We start from the raw sequence: 20,993 nt of genomic DNA on the forward strand, positions 1-20,993 counted from the left end.
TACGCTGTTATGTCAACGACACTCAATGAAAACCTGCTGCTGGCGATTCCGCTCGCTCCGCTGGCCGGCTCGCTGATTGCGGGGCTGTTCGGGAACGCAGTCGGACGCAAGGGCGCACACCGGATCACGATCCTCGGCGTCATGATCGCGTTCCTCCTGTCGGCGAAAGTCTTCCTCGACGTGATGGGCGGCGCAAGCTTCAACGCGACCGTCTACGAATGGATGAACGTCGGTTCGCTGAAGCTCGAGATCGGCTTCCTCGTCGATTCGCTGACCGCGATGATGATGGTCGTCGTGACCTTCGTCTCGCTGATGGTGCACGTGTACACGATCGGCTACATGGCGGAGGAAGACGGCTACCAGCGCTTCTTCTCGTACATCTCGCTGTTCACGTTCTCGATGCTGATGCTCGTGATGAGCAACAACTTCCTGCAGCTGTTCTTCGGCTGGGAAGCGGTGGGTCTGGTGTCGTACCTGCTGATCGGCTTCTACTTCACGCGTGAGAGCGCGATCTACGCGAACATGAAGGCGTTCCTCGTGAACCGCGTGGGCGACTTCGGCTTCCTGCTCGGCATCGGCCTGCTGCTCGCGTTCGCCGGCTCGATGAACTACGGCGAAGTGTTCGCGAAGCGCGCGGAACTCGCGAGCCTGCACTTCCCGGGCACCGACTGGGGCCTGCTGACCGTTGCCTGTATCTGCCTGTTCATCGGCGCGATGGGCAAGTCGGCACAGTTCCCGCTGCACGTGTGGCTGCCGGACTCGATGGAAGGCCCGACCCCGATCTCGGCGCTGATTCACGCGGCGACCATGGTCACGGCCGGCATCTTCATGGTGTCGCGCATGTCGCCGCTGTTCGAGCTGTCGGACACCGCGCTGTCGTTCATCACGGTGATCGGCGCGATCACGGCGCTCTTCATGGGCTTCCTCGGCATCATCCAGAACGACATCAAGCGCGTGGTCGCGTATTCGACGCTGTCGCAGCTCGGCTACATGACCGTCGCGCTCGGCGTGTCCGCTTACCCGGTCGCGTTGTTCCACCTGATGACGCACGCGTTCTTCAAGGCGCTGCTGTTCCTCGGCGCGGGCTCGGTGATCATGGGCATGCACCACGACCAGGACATCCGCAACATGGGCGGCCTGCGCAAGTACATGCCGATCACGTGGATCACGTCGCTCGTCGGTTCGCTCGCACTGATCGGTACGCCGTTCTTCTCGGGCTTCTACTCGAAGGACTCGATCATCGACGCGGTGAAGCTGTCGCACCTGCCGGGTTCGGGCTTCGCGTACTTCGCAGTCGTCGCGAGCGTGTTCGTCACGGCGCTGTACTCGTTCCGCATGTACTTCCTGGTGTTCCACGGCGAAGAGCGTTTCCGCAAGCCGAAGCATCCGGAATCGCCGATGGGCATGGCGGCTGCGCACGGCCACGACGACCACGGCCATGGCCACGGTCATGACGACCACGCGCACGAACCGCACGAGACCCCGTGGGTCGTGTGGGTGCCGCTGGTCCTGCTGGCGATCCCGTCGCTGATCATTGGTGCGATCGCGGTCGGCCCGATGCTGTTCGGCGACTTCTTCTCGCACGGCGTGGCGTTCGACAAGGTGATCTTCATCGGCGAAAACCATCCGGCGCTCGAGGAAATGGGCCACGAGTTCACCAACTGGGCGAGCATGGGTCTGCACTCGATATCGGGCCTGCCGGTCTGGCTCGCGCTCGCTGGTGTCGTTGTCGCCTGGTTCCTGTACCTGAAGCGTCCGGAGCTGCCGGCGTCGATCCGCCGCGCGTTCGGCCCGATCTATACGCTGCTGGACAACAAGTACTACATGGACAAGATCAACGAAGTGGTGTTCGCCCGTGGTTCGGTGGCGATCGGCCGCGGCCTGTGGAAGGAAGGTGACGTCGTCGTGATCGACGGCCTCGTCAACGGCAGCGCCCGGTTCATCGGCTGGTTCGCCAGCGTGATCCGCTTCCTCCAATCCGGTTACATCTATCACTACGCGTTCGCCATGATCATCGGCATGCTGGGGCTCCTGACCCTGTTTGTAACGCTCGGCGGCAAATAAGGCGGGGGACAACTTAATGCACGCTTTTCCGATTCTCAGTACCGCGATCTGGCTGCCGATCGTTTTCGGCCTCCTCGTGCTTGCGGTGGGTAACGACAAAAATCCGGGGACGGCCCGCTGGATCGCGCTGATCGGTTCGCTGCTCGGCCTGGCGGTCACGATCCCGCTGATCACGGGCTTCGATTCGAGCACGGCCGCGCTGCAGTTCGTCGAGAAGTCGACCTGGATCGAGCGCTTCGACATTGCGTACCACCTCGGCGTCGACGGCATTTCGATGTGGTTCGTCGTGCTGACCGCGCTGATTACGGTGATCGTCGTGATCGCCGCCTGGGAAGTGATCACCGAGAACGTCGCGCAGTACCTCGCGGCGTTCCTGATCCTGTCCGGGATCATGATCGGCGTGTTCTCGGCGGCCGACGGCCTGCTGTTCTACGTGTTCTTCGAAGCGACCCTGATCCCGATGTACATCATCATCGGCGTGTGGGGTGGCCCGAACCGCGTGTATGCGGCGTTCAAGTTCTTCCTGTACACGCTGGCCGGCTCGCTGCTGATGCTGGTCGCGCTGATCTACCTGTACACGGAAACGCACTCGTTCGACCTCGCGACGTGGCAGAACGCGAAGATCGCGATGACGCCGCAGATCCTGCTGTTCATCGCATTCTTCCTCGCGTTCGCGGTGAAGGTGCCGATGTGGCCGGTGCACACCTGGCTGCCGGACGCCCACGTGGAAGCGCCGACGGGCGGCTCGGTCGTGCTGGCGGCGATCATGCTGAAGCTCGGCGCCTACGGTTTCCTGCGCTTCTCGCTGCCGATCACGCCTGACGCGAGCCACTTCCTGGCGCCCGTCGTGATCACGCTGTCGCTGATCGCGGTGATCTACATCGGTCTCGTCGCGATGGTGCAGGCCGACATGAAGAAGCTGGTCGCGTATTCGTCGATCGCGCACATGGGCTTCGTCACGCTCGGCTTCTTCATCTTCAACCAGCTCGGCGTCGAAGGCGCGATCATCCAGATGATCTCGCACGGCTTCGTGTCGGGCGCGATGTTCCTCTGCATCGGCGTGCTGTACGACCGCGTGCACTCGCGCCAGATCGCCGATTACGGTGGCGTCGTGAACGTGATGCCGAAGTTCGCCGCATTCGCGATGCTGTTCTCGATGGCCAACTGCGGCCTGCCGGGTACCTCGGGTTTCGTCGGCGAGTTCATGGTGATTCTCGCTGCCGTCCAGTACAACTTCTGGATCGCATTCGGCGCGGCGTTCACGCTGATCCTCGGCGCGGCCTACACGCTGTGGATGTACAAGCGCGTGTACTTCGGTGCCGTCGCGAACGATCACGTTGCCAAGCTGAAGGATATCGGCCGTCGCGAATTCCTGATGCTGGGTGTGCTCGCCGCGTTCACGCTGCTGATGGGCCTGTATCCGAAGCCTTTCACCGACGTGATGCACGTTTCCGTGGAAAACCTCCTCTCCCATGTCGCGCAGTCCAAGCTGCCGCTGGCGCAGTAATCGCGAGCGGAGGAAATCAAGATCATGAACGCTCCTATGAATGTCCTGTTGCCTGACGCGCTGGTGATGGCCGCCATCGTCGTCGCATGGCTGAACGACACCTTTACCGGTGCTTCCGGCCGCCGCCTGACCTATCTGATCGCGGTCGTATCGTCGGTCGTCGCCGGCGTGTGGTTCGCGGTGCAGGCACTCGACCCGCAGCAGTACTACTTCTTCTCGAAGATGGTCGTCGTCGACTCGTTCGCGAGCACGATGAAGGCTGTCGTGTCGTTCGGTTTCGCGGTCTCGCTCGTCTATTCGCGCAAGTACCTCGAAGATCGCGACATGTTCCGCGGCGACGTGTTCCTGCTCGGCATGTTCTCGCTGCTCGGCCAGCTGGTCATGGTGTCGGGCAACAACTTCCTGACGCTGTACCTCGGCCTCGAGCTGATGTCGCTGTCGCTGTACGCGGTCATCGCGCTGCGCCGCGACGCCGCGCAGTCGAGCGAAGCCGCGATGAAGTACTACGTGCTGGGCGCGCTCGCGTCGGGCTTCGTGCTGTACGGCATCTCGATGCTGTACGGTGCGACCGGCTCGCTCGAGCTGGGCGAGGTGTACAAGGCGGTCGGCGGCAACACCGACGCGGCCGTGCTGATGTTCGGCGTGGTCTTCATCGTCGCCGGTATCGCATTCAAGCTCGGCGCCGTGCCGTTCCACATGTGGGTGCCGGACGTCTACCAGGGCGCACCGACCGCGATGACGCTGTTCGTCGGCGGCGGCCCGAAGGTTGCCGCGTTTGCGTGGGGCCTGCGTTTCCTGGTGATGGGCCTGCTGCCGCTCGCACAGAACTGGCAGACCGCGCTCGTGATCCTCGCCGCGCTGTCGCTGATCGTCGGCAACATCACCGGTATCGTCCAGCGCAACATCAAGCGGATGCTCGCGTACTCGGCGATCTCGAACATGGGCTTCGTGTTGCTCGGCCTGCTCGCGGGCATCGTGAAGGGCGACGCGGCGGCACCGGCGAATGCATACAGCTCGGCGATGTTCTACGCGATCGTCTACCTGATCACGACGCTCGGCTCGTTCGGCGTGGTGATGCTGCTCGCGCGCCGCGATTTCGAAGCCGAATCGATCGACGACTTCAAGGGCCTCAACAAGCGCAGCCCGGTGTTCGCGTTCGTGATGATGGTGATGATGTTCTCGCTGGCCGGCATCCCGCCGACCGTCGGCTTCTACGCGAAGCTTGCCGTGCTCGAGGCGACCGTCAACGCGGGCCTCACGTGGCTGGCCGTGTTGGCCGTGATCACGTCGCTGTTCGGCGCGTTCTACTACCTGCGCATCGTGAAGCTGATGTACTTCGATGCACCGCAGGATGCAACGCCGATCTCGGGCGACTTCTGCAAGCGTACGATCCTCGTGCTGAACGGCCTGGCGGTCGTCGTGCTCGGCCTGATCCCGAGCCCGCTGCTGACGGCCTGCCTGCAGGCAATTCGTCACACGCTTCCGCTGTAATGTCGGCAGCCGGCTGGTTCATCGTGCTGTTGGCGCTCGTGTGCGCCAACCTGCCGTTCCTGAACCAACGCCTCTTCGCCGTCGTGCCGTTCGGCGTGGCGAAGAAGAGTGCGTGGGTGCGGATCGGCGAGCTGATCGTGCTGTACTTCGTCGTCGGTGCGCTTGGCTTCTGGCTCGAGTCGCGCGCCGGCAACCGCTTCGAACAGGGCTGGCAGTTTTACGCGATCACGTTCAGTCTTTTCGTCGTGTTCGCGTTTCCCGGCTTCACGTTCCAGTATCTCGTCAAACGGCGCTGACCAGGGCCTGTCCGCGCCGACAGCGAGCGTGCGAACGCGCCTTGCCGGCCGCAATGCAGGGGAGGGTAGCGTCGTTCGGCCGTGCCAGACAGTCGACGATCGACGCCGCAATGCGGCGGGCGGCGCGCTCCCCTGACCGAAAAAATCACGCGTGGGGCTGGCCGCCGGAAGCGCCGATCGCGGCGCCATGCTCCTTGCGAAACCGTTGAGTATCCGCTTCGTCGCAAGCCTTGCGCCCGGCCCTTCCGGCGGCCAGCGCAAGCTCGTTGTTAGCGCGGACGGGCCCTTGGCCGTCGCGCTCAATTTTGGAGCCGCCGATGGCCGAACTACCCAATCACGACGCCGCACTGACCGAAACCTGCCTCGAAAGCGAGGCGATCTTCGACGGCGCGTTCCTCAAGCTCAAGCGCGATACCGTCCGCCTGCCGGACGGTAACAAGGCCCTGCGCGAATACGTCCAGCACCCGGGCGCCGTGATGGTGATCCCGCTGTTCGACGACGGCCGCGTGCTGATGGAAAGCCAGTTCCGTTACCCGATCGGCAAGGTGATGGCCGAATTCCCGGCCGGCAAGCTCGATCCGGACGAGGGCGCGCTCGCGTGCGCGGTGCGCGAACTGCGCGAGGAAACGGGTTACACGGCGCGCGAATACGTGTTCCTGGCGCGGATTCACCCGATCATTTCCTACTCGACCGAATTCATCGATCTCTACCTTGCACGCGGGCTGACGGCGGGCGAGCGCAAGCTCGACGAAGGCGAATTCCTCGAAACCTTCATCGCCACCCAGGCCGACCTGCAGGAATGGGTGCGCACGGGCCAGATCTCCGACGTCAAGACGATCATCGGCACGATGTGGCTCGACAAGGTGCTGTCCGGCACGTGGCCGCTCGGGCCGATCCTGACGCCTTGAGCGCGGCGTCAGCGACGGGTGGGGTGCCGCGTTACAATCCGGTGACGCGATGCCGTCGCGTCTCACGATCGGTATTTAGCACGATCGTTCACAAAAGCGCTTTTTGCGCTACACTCGTCTCACGCCCTGATTCAGCATGAAGGTCCTCGATTTACAGTGTCCGCACGGTCATCGGTTCGAAGGCTGGTTCGCTTCCGCCGATGAATTCGAAGCGCAGTTGTCCCGCAAGCTGGTCGAATGCCCGGTGTGCGGGACGAACGAGGTCAGCCGTCTGCCGTCGGCGCCGCGCCTGAATTTGTCCGGCGCGACGCAGGCACAGCCGGCCGATCCGCGTGCGCTGCAGGCGCAGGTGATGCGCGCGTTGCGCGAGGTGCTGGAGAAGACCGAGAACGTGGGCGAGCGCTTCGCCGAGGAAGCGCGGCGCATCCATTACAACGAGGCGCCGGCTCGCAGCATTCGTGGCGTCACGACGCCCGAAGATGCGCAATCCCTGGCCGAAGAAGGCATCGACGTGATGCCGCTGCCGATTCCTGCCGCGCTGAAAGAACCACTGCAATAACGGATGCAGGGGGGCTTGCCGGGTCGGATGGCCGCGGCAAGCCTTGCGTGCGACCCGAGCAGGCGCGACAGCGCTCATCCCGGGTCGGCCGCCGGGCACAGGCCGGGGTAAGCGCCGCAGCGCCCGCTCCGATCGATGGCGAAGCATGGGACCGGGGCAAGCGCTGCAGCGCCCGCTCCGGTCGATAGCGAAGCATGGGATCGGAGTCAGCGCTGAAGCGCTCGCGCCGATCGACAGGAGACCCTGCGCATGGATCTGGACTATTCCCCCGCCGACGACGCATTTCGCGCCGACATCCGCGCCTGGCTCGAGGCCAACCTGCCTCACGCACTGCGCGCCAAGGTACTCGATCACAAACGACTCGATCGCGAGGATTTCGCGAGCTGGCACCGGACACTCGGCCGGCGCGGCTGGTCCGCGCCCGCCTGGCCGACCGAATACGGCGGCCCCGGCTGGAATGCGACGCAGCGGCACATCTGGGATGAGGAGTGCGCGCGGATCGGTGCGCCGACGGTGCTGCCGTTCGGCGTATCGATGGTCGCGCCGGTGCTGATGAAGTACGGCAGCGAAGCGCAGAAGCGTCACTATCTGCCGCGCATTCTCGACGGCTCGGACTGGTGGTGCCAGGGCTACTCCGAGCCCGGCTCCGGATCCGATCTCGCCTCGTTGCGTACGCGCGCCGAGCGTCACGGCGACCACTATGTCGTGAACGGCCAGAAGACCTGGACGACGCTCGGCCAGTACGCCGACATGATGTTCTGCCTCGTGCGCACCGATCCGGATGCGAAGAAACAGGAGGGCATCTCGTTCCTGCTCATCGACATGAAGACGCCCGGCATCACGGTGCGTCCGATCATCACGCTCGATGAGGACCACGAGGTCAACGAGGTGTTCTTCGAGGACGTGAAGGTGCCGGTCGGGAATCTCGTCGGCGACGAGAACCGCGGCTGGACCTACGCGAAATACCTGCTCGGCCACGAGCGCACCGGCATTGCGCGCGTCGGCGCGTCGAAGCGCGAGCTTGTTTTCCTGAAGCGGGTGGCGTCGAACCAGCGCAAGAACGGCAAGCCGTTGCTCGCCGATCCGGTATTCGCCGCGAAAGTCGCGGCGCTCGAAGTCGAACTGATGGCGCTCGAGGTGACGGTGCTGCGCGTCGTCAGCCGCGAGACGAGCGGCAAGGGGCCGGGCCCCGAGGCGTCGATGCTGAAGATCAAGGGCACCGAAGTGCAGCAGGCCCTTACGGAGCTGATGTTCGAGGCGATCGGCCCGCTGGCCGCCCCGTTCGACGTATCGTTCCTCGACGGCCGGCGCGAGCACAGCGTGGCGGGCGACGACGATGCGGCGCCGCTTGCCGCGTATTACTTCAATTACCGGAAAACGTCGATCTACGGCGGTTCGAACGAGATCCAGAAGAACATCATCGCGCAGATGATTCTGGGTCTGTGATCACGGAACGGGAGCGGAGACAACCATGGACTTCAGCTTTACCGATGAGCAGCAGCAATTCGCCGACGCACTGCGCCGTTATCTCGGCGAGCGATACGGTTTCGATGCCCGCCAGGCGATCGTGCGCAGCGACGCGGGCGTGTCGGATGCGCAATGGAGCGCGTTTGCCGAGCTCGGATTGACCGCACTGCCGGTGCCGGATGTACACGGCGGCCTGGGCGGCGGCCCGGTCGACATGCTGGTTGCGATGCAGGCGCTCGGCCGCGCGCTCGTGATCGAGCCGTACTGGGCGACGGCGGTCGGCGTCGAGGCATTGCGGATCGCCGGTTCCGGCGCGGGCGAGGATGCCGCGCTGCTCGAGGCGATCGCACAGGGGCAGAAGCGCGTGGCGGTGGCGTTCCACGAGCCGCATGCGCGCTACGACCTGTTCGAACTCGACACGCACGCGCGCGAGCAGGGCGGCGCGTACCGGCTGACCGGTACCAAGTCGGTCGTCCAGCACGGCGCACAGGCGCATGCGTGGATCGTGCCCGCGCGCGTCGACAGCGGCGGCATCGGCCTCTTTGTGGTCGAACGCGACGCCGCGAATGCGAAGGTGCTCGACTACCGGACCATCGACGGCCAGCGTGCCGCGACGCTCGCGTTCGATGACACGCCGGCCCGGCTGCTGACGGGCGGGGCGCGCGACGCGGCCGCGCTCGAGCAGATCGCCGATTACGCGACGTTCCTGCTGTGCGCGGAAGCGGTCGGTGCGCTCGACGAACTGAATCGCGCCACGGTCGAATACACGAAGACGCGCGAGCAGTTCGGCGTGCCGATCGCGCGCTTCCAGGCGCTGCAGCACCGGATGGTCGACATGCTGATCCACGCCGAGCAGGCGCGGTCGCTGACCTATCTGGCGGCCGTGCGTTACGCGAGCGGCGACGCGGATGCACGGCGCAAGGCCGTGTCGGCCGCGAAAGCGCGCGTCGGTGCCGCCGCACGCTTCGTCGGCCAGCAGGCCGTGCAGCTGCACGGCGGCATGGGCGTGACCGACGAGGTCGCCGCCGCGCATCTGTTCAAGCGGCTGTCGATCATCGAGACGACGCTCGGCGACACCGATCATCATCTTGCCCGCATCGCGGGGCTGCCCGATTTCGCGCAGGCCGATGCGGCATGACGGCGACGCGTGAGCGCGCCAGACAAGGAGACATACAGTGGGCATCAGTTACGAAGACCTGGTAGTCGGCAGCACGAGCGAAGTGGGCCGCTACACGTTCGAACCCGACGACATCAAGGCGTTCGCGCAACGCTACGACCCTCAGCCGTTCCACCTCGACGAGGAGGCGGGGAAGGCGTCGCCGTTCGGCGGTCTCGTCGCGAGCGGCTGGCATACGTGTTCGGTGTTCATGAGCCTGCTCATCAAGAAGCTCGGGTCGGACTCGACCAGCATGGGCTCGCCCGGCATCGACTCGATCCGCTGGCTCAAGCCGGTGCGCGCCGGCGACACGATCACGATGTACCAGAAGATCCACGACAAGCGCGTGTCGGAGAGCAAGCCCGACCGCGGCATCGTGTCGACGGAATGGATCGGCGTGAACGGCGGCGGCGAGACGGTGATCACCGTGCATTCCAAGGTGATTTTCGGGCTGCGTCATCCGGGAGGCACGCATGACTGATGCGACATTGCCGCTGCTCGCATCGGCACAAGCCCTGCAGGCGCTCGTCGGTGGGGAGCCGCTCGAGAGCAGCTGGATTCCGGTCGACCAGCAGCGCGTCGACCGCTTCGCCGATGCGACCGGCGATCGTCAATGGATTCACGTCGATCCCGAGCGCGCGCGGCGCGAGTCGCCGTTCGGCGGACCGATCGCACACGGGTTTCTGACGCTGTCGCTGATTCCCGCGTTGATGACCGATGCGATGCGTCTCGAACAGAAGATGGGCGTGAACTATGGGTTGAACCGCGTGCGGTTCCTGAAGCCGGTGCCGGTCGGTTCGCGCGTGCGCGCGCTGTTCGCGGTAAAGGAAACCGCCGAGGCCGCGCGGGGCGGCGTGCAGGTGACGTGGTCGGTGTCGGTGCAGGCCGAGCACCCCGATGCGCCGCTGCCGGTGTGCATGGCGGAATTCATCACGCTGCATTACTTCTGAAGCGCGGGGCGGCATGCACGGATGCCGCCCCGTTCGTCACCTGCGCGTCAGTGCTTCGCGTACTGCGTCGCGCCGAACAACACCTCGCGCGCCTTGTCGTCCTGCAGCGCCTTGCGCATCGACGCGAGTACTTCGACGCCGCGCTGCACCGCCGGCCGTGCGGCGATCGTGTCGTACCAGCGCTTCACGTTCGGAAATTCGTCGAGCACGATGCCCTGGTTCTGCCACGAGCGCGTCCACGGGAACGTCGCAATATCCGCGATCGTGTACGTGTCGCCCGCGAGATATCCGGATTCGCCGAGGCGCCTGTCCATCACGTTGTACAGGCGCTTTGCCTCGTTCGTATAGCGGTTGACCGCGTACTCGATCTTCTCCGGAGCATACAGGCGGAAATGGTGCGCCTGCCCGAGCATCGGGCCGACGCCGCCCATCTGGAACATCAGCCACTCGAGCGTCGCATAGCGCGCGGCCGGATCGGTCGGCAGGAACTTGCCGGTCTTCTCCGCGAGGTAGATCAGGATCGCGCCCGATTCGAACAGCGAGATCGGCCGGCCGCCGGGGCCGTCCGGATCGACGATCGCGGGGATCTTGTTGTTCGGGCTGATCTTCAGGAACTCGGGCGCGAACTGGTCGCCCGCGCCGATATCGATCGGATGCACACGATAGGCGAGGCCCGTTTCCTCGAGCAGGATGTGCACCTTGTGACCGTTCGGGGTCGCCCAGCTGTAGACGTCGATCATCGTCAACTCCTTTATGGCATGCGCGAAAACGGCGCAGGCAGCGCCGCGGCAAGGCGGTCATTAGAGCATGGATCGACGCAGGCTGCTGGCGGCGGAAACGGGCGTGCCAGCGCATGCGCGTGCGTGCGGTCGCGCGCGTCGGGCGGCGGCCTGACGTCCCGCTCGGGTGAAGCGGGTAGCGTCGCCGTGTTGGGACGGATCGATGTGGCGGCGATGCGATGACCGCGGGGACGGCGAGGCGGATCAGCGCTTGTAGCGGGGCTGGCGCTTTTCGAGGAATGCCGTGATGCCTTCGAGCCCGTCAGCGTGATGCAGCGACGCGACGAAATGATCGCGCTCGGTACCGAGATGCGCGTCGAGCGGCTGCGTCGTCGCTTCGTCGAGCAGCGACTTGATGCGCGTGAGTGCGTTTGGCGAGATGCCGGCGAGCGCATCCGCCCATTCCAGCGCATCGCTCAGTGCCGCCCCGGGGGCGGCGAGCCGATTCACGACGCCGAGCGCTTGCAGCCGTTCGGCGGTCACCGGCTTGCCTTCGAACAGGATCTCGGCCGCGATCGCACGCGGCAGTGCGCGGGCGATGAACCACGAACCGCCGCCGTCGGGCGTCAGGCCGACGCGCGCATACGACATCACGAATTTCGCGTCATGCGCGGCGACGATCAGGTCGCACGCGAGGGCGAGCGAGAAGCCCGCGCCTGCCGCGGCGCCCTCGACTGCCGCGATCACCGGTTTCGTCGATGCGTGGATCGCCGTCACCCATGCGGCGAGCTGGTCGATGCTGTCCGCCTGAAAGGACGGATCCTTCGAGCGGTTCTCGAGCAACCGGTTCAGGTTGCCGCCTGCGCAGAAGAAGCGATCGGCACCGGTCAGGACGACGGCGCGAATCCCCGGATCGCGCTCGGCCGTGGCGAGCGCTTCGACGCCGGCCGCGTACATGTCGGGATGCAGCGCGTTGCGCGCGCCCGGATTGGACAGCGTGAGGACGAGCGTCGATTCGCTCTCGGGCGGACGCGAGGCCAGCAGTTCAGCACTCATGCGAGCGTGTCTCCATCGTAGGGCGGGGCTGCGGCGCCGCACGCGAAGCGCACGCGGATGCATACGCTGCCGCAGCGGATGTAATGTTGTCGTGACGAACGCAAAACTTGCTTTAGACTAGCACGAACGTGCTTTTCAGCGCGACGAATCCCGATGCGGCCGGCACCGTTGCGGCTGCGTTCCAGCCAGGAAGGAGACTCCGATGCTACAGCTGTGCGGTATTCCGTTGTCCAACTATTACAACAAGGTGAAGTTCGTTCTGCTCGAGCACGACATCCCGTTCGAAGAGTCGGTGTGCGGCTTGCCGATCAGCGATCCGGCCCGGCTTGTCGATTCGCCGTTCGGCAAGATCCCGTTCCTGAAGACCGAAGAGGGCGCGCTGTTCGAGTCGCAGGCGATCGTCGAATACCTGGCGGCGCGCTATCCCGGAAAAGGCATCTTCCCGGCGAGCCCGTTCGCGGCTGCGAAGGTGCGCGAACTGGTCGGGACGCTCGAGCTGTATCTCGAATGGATGGCGCGCGAGGTCTATACCGAAGCGTTTTTCGGCGGCAAGGTCAGCGACGGGATGAAAGCGCACGTCGAGAAGCGCCTGCCGCGCGCGATCGAGGCGTTCAAGCAGATGACGCAATTTTCGCCCTATGTGCTCGGCGAGTCGTTCACCTTGGCGGACATTGCCGCATCGATCCATCTGCCGATCATCGGGATGGCGACGAAGGCGGTGTTCGGACGCGACTTCCTGCTCGATGCGGGTATCGACTGGAAGGCGCACGCGAAGCAGGTCGGCGAACGCGCGGCCGCGCAGCGCGTGGCGGCCGATCGCAAGGCTTATGTCGAAGCGACGAGCGGCGCGCGTTCGTAACGCGCGGGTTCGGCACGGCGGCCCGATGCCGCCCGTGCCGGTCTACAGCCTTACAGCCTCGCGAGCCGTTCGAGGGCGGAGGCGAGCGTGCTTTCCTGTTTCGCGAAGCAGAATCGTACGACGCCCGATTCGTGCGGCTCGTGATAGAACGCCGACACCGGAATGGCGGCCACGCCGATCTCCGACGTCAGCCACTTCGAGAATTCCGCTTCCGGCAGGTCGCTGATCGCCGAATAATCGACGCACTGGAAGTAGGTGCCGGTGCACGGCAGCAGCTTGAAGCGCGTGCGTTCGAGGCCGGCCCGGAAGAAGTCGCGCTTCTTCTGGTAGAAATCGGGGAGCGTCAGGTATGGCGCCGGGTCGCGCAGATAGTCGGCGAGCCCGATCTGCATCGGCGTGTTCACCGTGAATACGTTGAACTGATGGACCTTGCGGAATTCCGCGGTCAGCGCGGCAGGCGCCGCCACGTAGCCGACCTTCCAGCCCGTCACGTGATAGGTCTTGCCGAAACTCGACACGATGAAGCTGCGCGCGGCGAGTTCCGGGTAGCGCGCGACGCTCTCGTGGCGCGCGCCGTCGTAGACCATGTGCTCGTAGACCTCGTCGGACAGGATCAGCACGTTGGTGCCGCGCACGATCTCCTCGAGCTTGCGCATGTCCGACTCGCGCCACACGGTGCCCGTCGGGTTATGTGGCGTGTTGATCAGGATCATGCGCGTTTTCGGCGTGATCGCGGCCGCCAGGCGATCGAACGGGATCGCGTAATCGGGGGCCTCCAGCGTGACGAATACGGGCTTGCCGCCCGCGAGCTCGATCGACGGCAGGTAGCTGTCGTAGGTCGGTTCGACGACGATCACTTCATCGCCGGGATGCACCGAACACAGGATCGCCGTGAGCAGCGCCTGCGTCGCGCCGGCCGTGACGGTGATTTCGGTGGCCGGGTCGTAACGCCGGCCATAGACCTGTGCGATCTTGTCGGCGATCGCGTCGCGCAGCGGCGCGACACCGGCCATCGGCGGGTACTGGTTGTGTCCGTTGCGCATCGCGGCCGCAACCGCCTCGACGATGCGCGGATCGCAGTCGAAATCCGGAAAGCCCTGGCCGAGATTCACGGCGCCTTTTTCCGCGGCAAGCGCGCTCATGACCGTGAAGATCGTCGTGCCGACGTTCGGCAGGCGTGAGGGGAAAACGGGAGTCGTTGGCATGTCTGAAGGAGCGTTTATCGATACGGTCGGAATCGGTTGGTGCCGGATGCGTCAGGCCGGCGTGACGGTGACGGCCGGCGCGACGTCGAGCGCGCAAGCCTCGGCAAAAGGTGCGGGTTGTGCGATCCGGAAACCGAAGTCGCGTGCGGTGCGCTTCGCGAGCTTCAGCAGCGCGCGGTCTTTCGAGACCAGCCATTCGGCCTGTGCGGCGCGGGCGAGTTCGAGAAACTTCTGGTCGTCGCGATCCTTGCACTTCGGCAGCGGCGGCGCATCGGCGGCGAGCGGCGGCGGCTCGACCAGGCTCGCCAGGCGGGCGACGGTCGCGAGCGCGGCCGCCTTGTCGACCGCGCGAGCCTGGAACTGCGGATAGTCGAGCACGTATTCGAGCTCGGTCAGGCAGCGGCCGTCGATCACAGCGGCAAGCGCGCCGCGCTCCAGTGCCGCGCGGATCGGGCGGGTAGCGGGGTCGTCGAATACGAGGATATCGATCCAGACGTTCGAGTCGAGCACGACGCGATGCGCGGCGTGCGGGGCGAGAGAGCGGGTCATTCGTTACAATCGGTGGTTTTCGTCTGACCGCAAGGCACGGCGTGCCAGCGAGCCTCTATGATAATCGTTCTCTCTCCTGCCAAATCCCTCGACTACGATACGCCCGCGCACGTCCAGTCTTACACGAAGCCTGCATTCGTCGACGACGCGTCGGAGCTGATCGACGGCCTGCGCAAGCTTTCGCCGCAAGACATCGCGACGTTGATGGATATTTCCGATCCGCTCGCGCGCCTTAACTTCCAGCGCTACGCGGACTGGTCGCCGACCTTTACGCCGGACAATGCGAAGCAGGCCGTACTCGCGTTCAACGGCGACGTCTACGAAGGATTCGACGCGAAATCGCTGTCCGCCACCGATCTCGACTATGCGCAGCAACACGTGCGCGTGCTGTCGGGCCTGTACGGGCTGTTGCGCCCGCTCGACCTGCTGCAGCCGTACCGGCTCGAGATGGGGACGCGATTCGCGAACGCGCGCGGCAAGGACCTGTACGCATTCTGGGGCGACCGCATCACGCGCGCGCTGAACGAACAGCTCGAAACGCGCAGCGGCGCCGCGCGCGTGCTGGTCAACTGCGCGTCGACCGAGTACTTCAAGTCGGTCAAGCCGAAATTGCTGGCCGCTCCCGTCATCACGCCGGTGTTCGAGGACTGGAAAGGCGGCCGTTACAAGATCATCAGCTTCCACGCGAAGCGCGCGCGCGGCCTGATGGCGCGTTTCATCGTCGAGAACCGCATCGCCGAACCGAAGGCGCTGAAAGCGTTCGCGACGGAAGGCTACGCGTTCGATGCGGCCGCTTCGAACGATACGACTTACGTATATCGCCGGCGAGTCGGCGAGTGACCATGCCGGCCGTTCACGAGACGGCCGGCGCATGCATGAGTCCGGGCAAGCGGTACACCGCCGGTTCCGGTCGCACCAGAGGAGAGACAGATGACCCTTTCGATCACCAGCAATTTCGACGCAGGCGCAATCGACGTCGTGTCGTGCGACAGCCCCGATGCGATTCGGCTGCGCGTACGCGGCGACAGCCACTCGGAATTCGCGCAATGGTTTTACTACCGCCTCACGGGCGCACGTGGCGAGCGATGCGTGATGACGTTCGAGAACGCGGCCGAGTGCGCCTATCCGTCAGGCTGGCGCAACTACAGCGCGGTGGCGAGCTATGACCGTGTCGACTGGTTTCGCGTGCCGACGACGTTCGATGGCAAGACGATGACCATCGATCACGTGCCCGAATTCGACAGCATCTATTACGCGTATTTCGAGCCGTATTCGGAAGAGCGTCATGCGGCGTTTCTCGGCGCGGTTCAGCAGTTGCCCCAGGCGGGTGTCGTCGAGCTCGGCCGCACGGTCGAAGGCCGCCCGATGTCGCTGCTGACGCTCGGTACGCCGGAAACCGACGGCGTGTCGAAGAAGAAGGTCTGGATCATCGCGCGCCAGCATCCGGGCGAGACGATGGCCGAATGGTTCGTCGAGGGCCTCGTCAAGCGACTGGCCGGATGGGGCGACTGGGCCGGCGATCCGGTCGCGCGCAAACTCTACGATCGCGTGACGTTCCACATCGTCCCGAACATGAACCCGGACGGCAGCGTGCATGGCAACCTGCGCACCAATGCGGCGGGCGCGAACCTGAATCGCGAGTGGATGGAGCCCGATGGCGAACGCAGCCCCGAGGTGCTGGCCGTGCGCGATGCGATCCACGCGACCGGCTGCGACATGTTCTTCGACATCCACGGCGATGAGGATCTGCCGTACGTGTTCGTCGCAGGTTCGGAAATGCTGCCGAGCTTTACCGAGCAGCAGGGCAAGGAGCAGCGCGCATTCATCGACGCGTTCAAGGTCGCGAGTCCCGACTTCCAGACCGAACATGGCTACGCGGCGAGCAAGTACAAGGAAGATGCGCTCAAGCTCGCGTCGAAATACATCGGCCACCAGTTCGGCTGCCTGTCGCTGACGCTCGAGATGCCGTTCAAGGACAACGCGAACCTGCCTGACGAGCGTGTCGGCTGGAACGGTGAGCGCAGCGCGGCGCTCGGCGCGGCGATGTTGGCCGCGATCCTCGTGCACGTCGAGGCGTTCGCGTAAGCGTAGCGTCGCCGCATGAAAAAAGCCGGGGCATCTCACGATGCCCCGGCTTTTTTCTTCCGTCGTTGTCGCTCCGTCGAATCAGGACTTCTTCGCGGTTTTCTTCTTCACGGCTTTCTTCTGGCCGCTCGACTTTTTCGTTGCGACGGCCTTCTTGCTGCCGGTGCGGCCCGATGCCTTCGCCTTGGCTTTGCCGCGATGCGACTTGCCCTTGAATTTCTTCGTCGAGGACGTGGAGCGTTCGACGCGCGGCTTCAGCGGCGGAACCGGATCGTTCCAGCTGAACGCGAGCATTTGCTGGCCGACGTAACCGCATCGGAATTTCAGCGGCGTCGGGTCGCTGCCGTCGTTGTGGATGCCGAGCCCGTCGACGGTGACGATGTTGTCGACCTTCACGCGTTGCTTGCCCTGGTCGAACGAGTCGTTCCACGGGGTGATCGTTGTGTTGCCGCTGTCGAATGCATTCGGTGCGAAGTCGACGCGGTCGAAGGCGGACGACGTGCTCGCGATGAAGCTGCCGTGCGCCGCGCAATCGGCGGCGAGCGGGTCGGCATGCATTTCGTTGACGAATTTGTTGATCAACTCGGAGCGCTGGTCGAGCAGGTCGGCGAGTGCCGGTGTCGGAAGCGCAAGCGACAGGCCCGCGATACAGGCTGCCAGCTTGCCGAGCGCCCGGAAAATCCGGAGCGACGCAGGAGAGCTGTCCATCTGGTTATTGGTGAGGAGCGAATGAGACATCGGGCACGTATAGATGCCCGATGAAGAACCGGAGTTCAATCTTAGCGTAAAAAAGTTGTGCGGCAGTAGATGTCGCATTCTGCCGCGTTGCGGAAGGTGCTGCCGGCACGGGCCGACAGTGTCGCGGACGGGCGCGGGAAATCAGGCGCGCGGGCCGCCGAGGCGATAGCGCCGGACGTCGAAGGTCGTGACCCATGCGGGGCGATAGACCGCGATGAGTACCGTGGCCATGCCGGTGAACCACGCTTCGCCAAGTGCCAGCAGCGCCGTGTTCAGCAGATAGCCGGCCGGAATCACGACCGGCACGCCATCGGCGAGCGAGAGCTGCACCCCGGCCGCGGCAGCGGCAACCGCAACGATCGCGATGGCCGGTGACAGGAATCCCTGGCCGGTGATGAACGACGCGAGGTTGTGCGGCAGCCATGCGAGTGCGGCGCGCTGCAGCAGTGCCGATACGGCGACCGGCAGCGCGCCGTAGATCAGATAAGTCAGGCCAATGCCCTGCCACGGCGCGTCGAAGATGATCGCGGCAACGGCCGTGACGGCGCCCATCGCGATCAGTGCGAGCGTCCAGTCGAACAATGTGACGAGCAGCGTTGCGCCGAGCAGATGCATGACGATGCCGTCTTCGAGCCATGCGTTCGACGCCCAGAGGACCGCAATCGCGGTGACGAGCGCGAGCCACACGTGCTGGAGCGTGGCGTCCTGCAAGCGCACGAAGGGGCGCTTCCAGATCGCGAGCGCGAGCAGGACCGCGGCGGCGATCCAGCCACCGATGCCAACCCAGAGCGGAAGCGGTGTGAAAAGAAAACCCATGCGTTCATATTACTCGTTGAGCATCAAAGGTGGGAATCCGCACATACCGAACGTCGCAATATCGAGACTGTTTGCCTAGCGTTCGCGCCGGAACCTCGCCGGCGGTTCGGCGGCGAGCAGCAGGTCTTGCGCACTGGCAGCGGCGGCCGGCGACGGGTACGGACGGTCGTTCCGTTGCGTACGCAGCGTGACCGTGCCGTGTTCGGCGATGGCGGGCTTGCGCGTGCGATTGCGGTTCGCCAGCAGTACCTCGAGGTGCGGCGACAGCCACCCGTTGTAGATCGCGACCGCGGCGGCGCGGTTCGCGGCGCCCAGCTGCTGGAAGATGCTGGCGAGATGGATTTTTACGGTGCCTTCGCTGATGCCGAGCGTGCGGGCGATCATCTTGTTCGTGCTGCCCATGTGGACGAAGCGCATGATCTGCGCCTGCCGCGGCGACAGGAGGCCGCTCGGCGGGCGGCGCGGGAGCGAGCCGGCAAGCGACTGGAAATGCGCGTCATGGCGTGCCGCGGCGGTGGAGGGCAGCAGGCTGAGCGCGAGCGGCGGGATGAAGTGTCCGCCGAGCAGCACCATCTCGAGCGCGCGGACGATCAGGTGCGGTCGCGTGGAATGCGGGATCACGCCGGCGACGCCGTAGTTGAAGAAGCGCTGGATGGCCTCCGGCGAGGTTTCGTCGACGAGGACGGCGGCGGGGGCCGGCGAGCACGCGCTGCAAAGCGCCTGAAGTTCGCTGAGGCGGCCGACGTCCAGCCAGTCGATCGCGACGAGGTCGAAACGCTGGGTGCGCAACAGCCGGCGCGCCTGGAAACTGTCGGGCGCATCGTTGATGCTGGCGTGACGGTCGATCTGCCGCAACAGGGCCTTCAGTCCGTCACGCCGCTCGGCGTCTGAATTGAGCACCAGGAACCGCATATTCAACCTCCGTGATGTGAGTCATTGATCTGCCGTCGGGCATGCCTTGGGTTCGATGATGACAAAGACCTTACACGATGTCTGCTTGGCTGAAAGGCTTAGGAAAAGTCTGAAATTTCGGGCGACGGAATGCAGGACATGAAAAAAGCCGCTCCGGCGGGAACCGGGAGCGGCTTGGCGCGGGCAGGCCTGACGGGCCTGCGAGGCGGGTCAGTGGAAGTGAGGCTGGGCCGGCGATGCGTCTTCCGGCATTTCCGCATGGACGATTTCACCCAGCGGATCGGCGTAGAGCGGCACGCCGCAGTCGTCGCAGTATTCAGGCTCGAAGCGGCCCGCGTGCCGGCGGACGTCGGTTACGCCGCACTCCTTCAGCAGGCTCACGATTTCCTCGAGCGGCCCTTCGATCGGCGCTTCGCCTTCGAGCGTCGCGTTGTCGATCGACACGTCGCCGTTTTCGCGGCCGTAGAGCGGCCACACGACGCCGTAGATCACGTCGTTGCTCGCGCGTCGCGTGAAGCCGACACGATACTCGTCGATACGGCGTTCGCCGAAGCCGGCGACCACCGCGCGCAGCTCTTGCGGTGCTGCACCAAGTGTGTCGAATAGATAACGAATGGCGGTTCGAACCGTGTGCGGACGGATGCGCTCGTCTGCATCGCGGCAGGCCGAATAGTACGCGTCCGGAAGGAGGCACTCGAATTCGCAGCCGGGCAGGGCGATCGAAAGGTTCGGGCCGCCCTGGGCCGTCCATTGTTCGAGGCACTGGCCGCGTTCGATCCGGCTGCCGTTTTCCTCTTCCTGCCAGCGGAACAGCGGCGCGCCGGCGGGGGCGGCGACGACGGCGAGCAGGAAGCGCGGGTCGGCCAGGATCGGCGAGGTTTCAGGCAGGTCGCCGAAGCTGAGCTTGGGCGTATGCTGGCTGATTGCCCCGTGTGCGAGCTGCTGCGCAAGCCGGTAGGTCTCGACATGGTGGCGCGGCAACTGATCGATGCTGTAGAGAAACGGCGCGAGCCCGACGAGCGTGCCGTTCGCCAGTACGTGAGCCTGCAGATGCGTTCGCAGGGCGTCGGCAACATCGCTCTTGAGCGGGCCCGACGGAATCATGTAGCGCGTCCATGCGAGAACCGGGACGGCGACCAGCAGGGCATCGAACGGCTGTCCGTCGTGCTCGATCACCATCGACTCGCTGTGCGTCTCGGCCATGTCGGCGAGTGCGCCGTAGGCATCGGGGTGATTCTGCTGGAGATGGTCGAGCGCGGCGTCGAGCGTGGTCTGGTTACCGTTGCGGACGATCTTGGCGAGCAGCGCATCGAGCTTCGCTTCCCAGAAGCGATCCTCGATGCGGCTGCCCGAGGCGAAGAGCGCAAGCGACAGACCGACCAGTTTGTCGGCATCGGGGGGGAGGCGTTTGGCGATTCGCTGGCGCATATTAAACACGTATATAGAAAGAGGCGAAGAACCTCACATTCTAGTCCGTTCTTTGCACCATAAGCGGTCTCGTGCCGAGACGTGGTCGGCAGGCCATATCGCTGCTTTCGTAAAAAAGTTGCGTCGCACCCCTTGCGCGATTCGAGGCAGGTGCCTACAATCACGCCTCTTTCGCGCTAACGGAAACACGGCGCGGAAGGGGAAGCGAAGCTGGTGGTGTGCTGCAGT

At 64.8% G+C, this 20,993-nt stretch carries 21 protein-coding genes; 13 read left to right on the forward strand and 8 right to left on the reverse strand.

All coding sequences use genetic code 11. The annotated features are described in order from the left end of the window. The first annotated feature begins 9 nt into the window (after positions 1 to 9). The 10 genes from nuoL (at position 10) to GQ57_RS11930 (ending at position 10,398) form a co-directional block, all read left to right on the forward strand. The gene (gene nuoL, locus GQ57_RS11885; protein ID WP_034197950.1) at positions 10 to 2,064 is read left to right on the forward strand and encodes an NADH-quinone oxidoreductase subunit L; all 2,055 of its coding nucleotides are present in this window, start codon (positions 10 to 12) and stop codon (positions 2,062 to 2,064) included. A 16-nt stretch (positions 2,065 to 2,080) separates the two neighbouring features. Then, the gene (locus GQ57_RS11890) at positions 2,081 to 3,571 is read left to right on the forward strand and encodes an NADH-quinone oxidoreductase subunit M (RefSeq protein ID WP_031401904.1); all 1,491 of its coding nucleotides are present in this window, start codon (positions 2,081 to 2,083) and stop codon (positions 3,569 to 3,571) included. 36 nt (positions 3,572 to 3,607) lie between these two features. After that, on the forward strand, positions 3,608 to 5,062 hold the full coding sequence (gene nuoN / locus GQ57_RS11895; protein ID WP_031401903.1) for an NADH-quinone oxidoreductase subunit NuoN: 1,455 nt from the start codon (positions 3,608 to 3,610) through the stop codon (positions 5,060 to 5,062). Continuing rightward, positions 5,062 to 5,358: a DUF2818 family protein gene (locus GQ57_RS11900; RefSeq protein WP_034197952.1), complete on the forward strand. Its 297-nt coding sequence runs from the start codon at positions 5,062 to 5,064 to the stop codon at positions 5,356 to 5,358. The genes nuoN and GQ57_RS11900 overlap by 1 nt, the downstream gene beginning before the upstream one ends. Before the next feature lie 317 nt (positions 5,359 to 5,675). Further along, a complete protein-coding gene (locus GQ57_RS11905) occupies positions 5,676 to 6,266 on the forward strand; it encodes an NUDIX domain-containing protein (protein WP_034197953.1) in 591 nt (196 codons plus the stop codon). A 136-nt stretch (positions 6,267 to 6,402) separates the two neighbouring features. Then, positions 6,403 to 6,825 carry a DUF1178 family protein gene (locus GQ57_RS11910; RefSeq protein WP_031401900.1) on the forward strand — a complete coding sequence of 141 codons (423 nt, stop codon included), beginning with the start codon at positions 6,403 to 6,405 and terminating at the stop codon, positions 6,823 to 6,825. A gap of 249 nt (positions 6,826 to 7,074) precedes the next feature. Continuing rightward, entirely contained in the window at positions 7,075 to 8,271 is a 1,197-nt protein-coding gene (locus GQ57_RS11915) for an acyl-CoA dehydrogenase family protein (protein ID WP_031401899.1), read from the forward strand. 25 nt (positions 8,272 to 8,296) lie between these two features. After that, entirely contained in the window at positions 8,297 to 9,430 is a 1,134-nt protein-coding gene (locus GQ57_RS11920) for an acyl-CoA dehydrogenase family protein (protein ID WP_031401898.1), read from the forward strand. 37 nt (positions 9,431 to 9,467) lie between these two features. Continuing rightward, positions 9,468 to 9,929, forward strand: coding sequence for a MaoC family dehydratase (locus GQ57_RS11925; protein ID WP_031401897.1), 462 nt, complete (start codon positions 9,468 to 9,470; stop codon positions 9,927 to 9,929). Continuing rightward, positions 9,922 to 10,398 (forward strand): MaoC family dehydratase, encoded by a 477-nt coding sequence (locus GQ57_RS11930; RefSeq protein WP_031401896.1) that lies wholly within the window; start codon positions 9,922 to 9,924, stop codon positions 10,396 to 10,398. The genes GQ57_RS11925 and GQ57_RS11930 overlap by 8 nt, the downstream gene beginning before the upstream one ends. Before the next feature lie 47 nt (positions 10,399 to 10,445). Here the strand turns inward: GQ57_RS11930 and GQ57_RS11935 are convergent, their stop codons facing one another. Then, positions 10,446 to 11,138: a glutathione binding-like protein gene (locus tag GQ57_RS11935; protein ID WP_031401895.1), complete on the reverse strand. Its 693-nt coding sequence runs from the start codon at positions 11,136 to 11,138 to the stop codon at positions 10,446 to 10,448. Positions 11,139 to 11,381: 243 nt separating this feature from the next. Next, positions 11,382 to 12,173, reverse strand: a complete 792-nt coding sequence (locus GQ57_RS11940; protein WP_034197954.1) for an oxepin-CoA hydrolase, alternative type — start codon at positions 12,171 to 12,173, stop codon at positions 11,382 to 11,384. 202 nt (positions 12,174 to 12,375) lie between these two features. Here GQ57_RS11940 and GQ57_RS11945 point away from each other — a divergent pair, with 202 nt between their 5' ends. Beyond that, entirely contained in the window at positions 12,376 to 13,032 is a 657-nt protein-coding gene (locus GQ57_RS11945) for a glutathione S-transferase family protein (RefSeq protein WP_034197955.1), read from the forward strand. A gap of 50 nt (positions 13,033 to 13,082) precedes the next feature. Here the strand turns inward: GQ57_RS11945 and GQ57_RS11950 are convergent, their stop codons facing one another. Together GQ57_RS11950 and GQ57_RS11955 are read right to left on the reverse strand one after the other, a co-directional pair. Further along, positions 13,083 to 14,255, reverse strand: coding sequence for a pyridoxal phosphate-dependent aminotransferase (locus tag GQ57_RS11950; RefSeq protein ID WP_034197956.1), 1,173 nt, complete (start codon positions 14,253 to 14,255; stop codon positions 13,083 to 13,085). A 33-nt stretch (positions 14,256 to 14,288) separates the two neighbouring features. Beyond that, positions 14,289 to 14,786: a putative toxin-antitoxin system toxin component, PIN family gene (locus tag GQ57_RS11955; protein ID WP_034197957.1), complete on the reverse strand. Its 498-nt coding sequence runs from the start codon at positions 14,784 to 14,786 to the stop codon at positions 14,289 to 14,291. Positions 14,787 to 14,843: 57 nt separating this feature from the next. Between GQ57_RS11955 and yaaA the strand changes: the two genes are divergently transcribed. Both yaaA and GQ57_RS11965 read left to right on the forward strand, forming a co-directional pair. After that, complete coding sequence (gene yaaA, locus GQ57_RS11960; RefSeq protein ID WP_031401890.1) at positions 14,844 to 15,626, forward strand: peroxide stress protein YaaA; 783 nt, start codon at positions 14,844 to 14,846, stop codon at positions 15,624 to 15,626. A gap of 90 nt (positions 15,627 to 15,716) precedes the next feature. After that, on the forward strand, positions 15,717 to 16,871 hold the full coding sequence (locus GQ57_RS11965) for a M14 family metallopeptidase (RefSeq protein ID WP_031401889.1): 1,155 nt from the start codon (positions 15,717 to 15,719) through the stop codon (positions 16,869 to 16,871). An 81-nt stretch (positions 16,872 to 16,952) separates the two neighbouring features. Here GQ57_RS11965 and GQ57_RS11970 read toward each other — a convergent pair whose 3' ends face one another. From GQ57_RS11970 to GQ57_RS11985, 4 genes are all read right to left on the reverse strand, one after another. Further along, entirely contained in the window at positions 16,953 to 17,609 is a 657-nt protein-coding gene (locus tag GQ57_RS11970) for a BspC domain-containing protein (protein ID WP_031401888.1), read from the reverse strand. A 141-nt stretch (positions 17,610 to 17,750) separates the two neighbouring features. Next, on the reverse strand, positions 17,751 to 18,425 hold the full coding sequence (locus GQ57_RS11975) for an energy-coupling factor ABC transporter permease (RefSeq protein ID WP_031401887.1): 675 nt from the start codon (positions 18,423 to 18,425) through the stop codon (positions 17,751 to 17,753). A gap of 75 nt (positions 18,426 to 18,500) precedes the next feature. Further along, entirely contained in the window at positions 18,501 to 19,337 is an 837-nt protein-coding gene (locus GQ57_RS11980) for a response regulator transcription factor (protein ID WP_034197958.1), read from the reverse strand. 210 nt (positions 19,338 to 19,547) lie between these two features. Continuing rightward, the gene (locus GQ57_RS11985; protein ID WP_031401885.1) at positions 19,548 to 20,765 is read right to left on the reverse strand and encodes a DUF2863 family protein; all 1,218 of its coding nucleotides are present in this window, start codon (positions 20,763 to 20,765) and stop codon (positions 19,548 to 19,550) included. Positions 20,766 to 20,993: the final 228 nt, after the last annotated feature.

Source organism: Burkholderia sp. MSh2 (genome assembly GCF_000731655.1).
In the GTDB taxonomy this organism is placed as follows: Bacteria; Pseudomonadota; Gammaproteobacteria; order Burkholderiales; family Burkholderiaceae; genus Burkholderia; species Burkholderia paludis.

What these genes read in the sequence shown, in the direction of transcription:
- GQ57_RS11970 (WP_031401888.1), bottom strand. Translation starts at nt 17,609, where the DNA reads ATGTCTCATTCGCTCCTCACCAATAACCAGATGGACAGCTCTCCTGCG.
- GQ57_RS11940 (WP_034197954.1), bottom strand. Translation starts at nt 12,173, where the DNA reads ATGAGTGCTGAACTGCTGGCCTCGCGTCCGCCCGAGAGCGAATCGACG.
- nuoL (WP_034197950.1), top strand. Translation starts at nt 10, where the DNA reads ATGTCAACGACACTCAATGAAAACCTGCTGCTGGCGATTCCGCTCGCT.
- GQ57_RS11965 (WP_031401889.1), top strand. Translation starts at nt 15,717, where the DNA reads ATGACCCTTTCGATCACCAGCAATTTCGACGCAGGCGCAATCGACGTC.
- GQ57_RS11985 (WP_031401885.1), bottom strand. Translation starts at nt 20,765, where the DNA reads ATGCGCCAGCGAATCGCCAAACGCCTCCCCCCCGATGCCGACAAACTG.
- yaaA (WP_031401890.1), top strand. Translation starts at nt 14,844, where the DNA reads ATGATAATCGTTCTCTCTCCTGCCAAATCCCTCGACTACGATACGCCC.
- GQ57_RS11955 (WP_034197957.1), bottom strand. Translation starts at nt 14,786, where the DNA reads ATGACCCGCTCTCTCGCCCCGCACGCCGCGCATCGCGTCGTGCTCGAC.
- GQ57_RS11905 (WP_034197953.1), top strand. Translation starts at nt 5,676, where the DNA reads ATGGCCGAACTACCCAATCACGACGCCGCACTGACCGAAACCTGCCTC.
- GQ57_RS11975 (WP_031401887.1), bottom strand. Translation starts at nt 18,425, where the DNA reads ATGGGTTTTCTTTTCACACCGCTTCCGCTCTGGGTTGGCATCGGTGGC.
- GQ57_RS11980 (WP_034197958.1), bottom strand. Translation starts at nt 19,337, where the DNA reads ATGCGGTTCCTGGTGCTCAATTCAGACGCCGAGCGGCGTGACGGACTG.
- GQ57_RS11900 (WP_034197952.1), top strand. Translation starts at nt 5,062, where the DNA reads ATGTCGGCAGCCGGCTGGTTCATCGTGCTGTTGGCGCTCGTGTGCGCC.
- GQ57_RS11945 (WP_034197955.1), top strand. Translation starts at nt 12,376, where the DNA reads ATGCTACAGCTGTGCGGTATTCCGTTGTCCAACTATTACAACAAGGTG.
- GQ57_RS11910 (WP_031401900.1), top strand. Translation starts at nt 6,403, where the DNA reads ATGAAGGTCCTCGATTTACAGTGTCCGCACGGTCATCGGTTCGAAGGC.
- GQ57_RS11935 (WP_031401895.1), bottom strand. Translation starts at nt 11,138, where the DNA reads ATGATCGACGTCTACAGCTGGGCGACCCCGAACGGTCACAAGGTGCAC.
- GQ57_RS11890 (WP_031401904.1), top strand. Translation starts at nt 2,081, where the DNA reads ATGCACGCTTTTCCGATTCTCAGTACCGCGATCTGGCTGCCGATCGTT.
- nuoN (WP_031401903.1), top strand. Translation starts at nt 3,608, where the DNA reads ATGAATGTCCTGTTGCCTGACGCGCTGGTGATGGCCGCCATCGTCGTC.
- GQ57_RS11930 (WP_031401896.1), top strand. Translation starts at nt 9,922, where the DNA reads ATGACTGATGCGACATTGCCGCTGCTCGCATCGGCACAAGCCCTGCAG.
- GQ57_RS11915 (WP_031401899.1), top strand. Translation starts at nt 7,075, where the DNA reads ATGGATCTGGACTATTCCCCCGCCGACGACGCATTTCGCGCCGACATC.
- GQ57_RS11920 (WP_031401898.1), top strand. Translation starts at nt 8,297, where the DNA reads ATGGACTTCAGCTTTACCGATGAGCAGCAGCAATTCGCCGACGCACTG.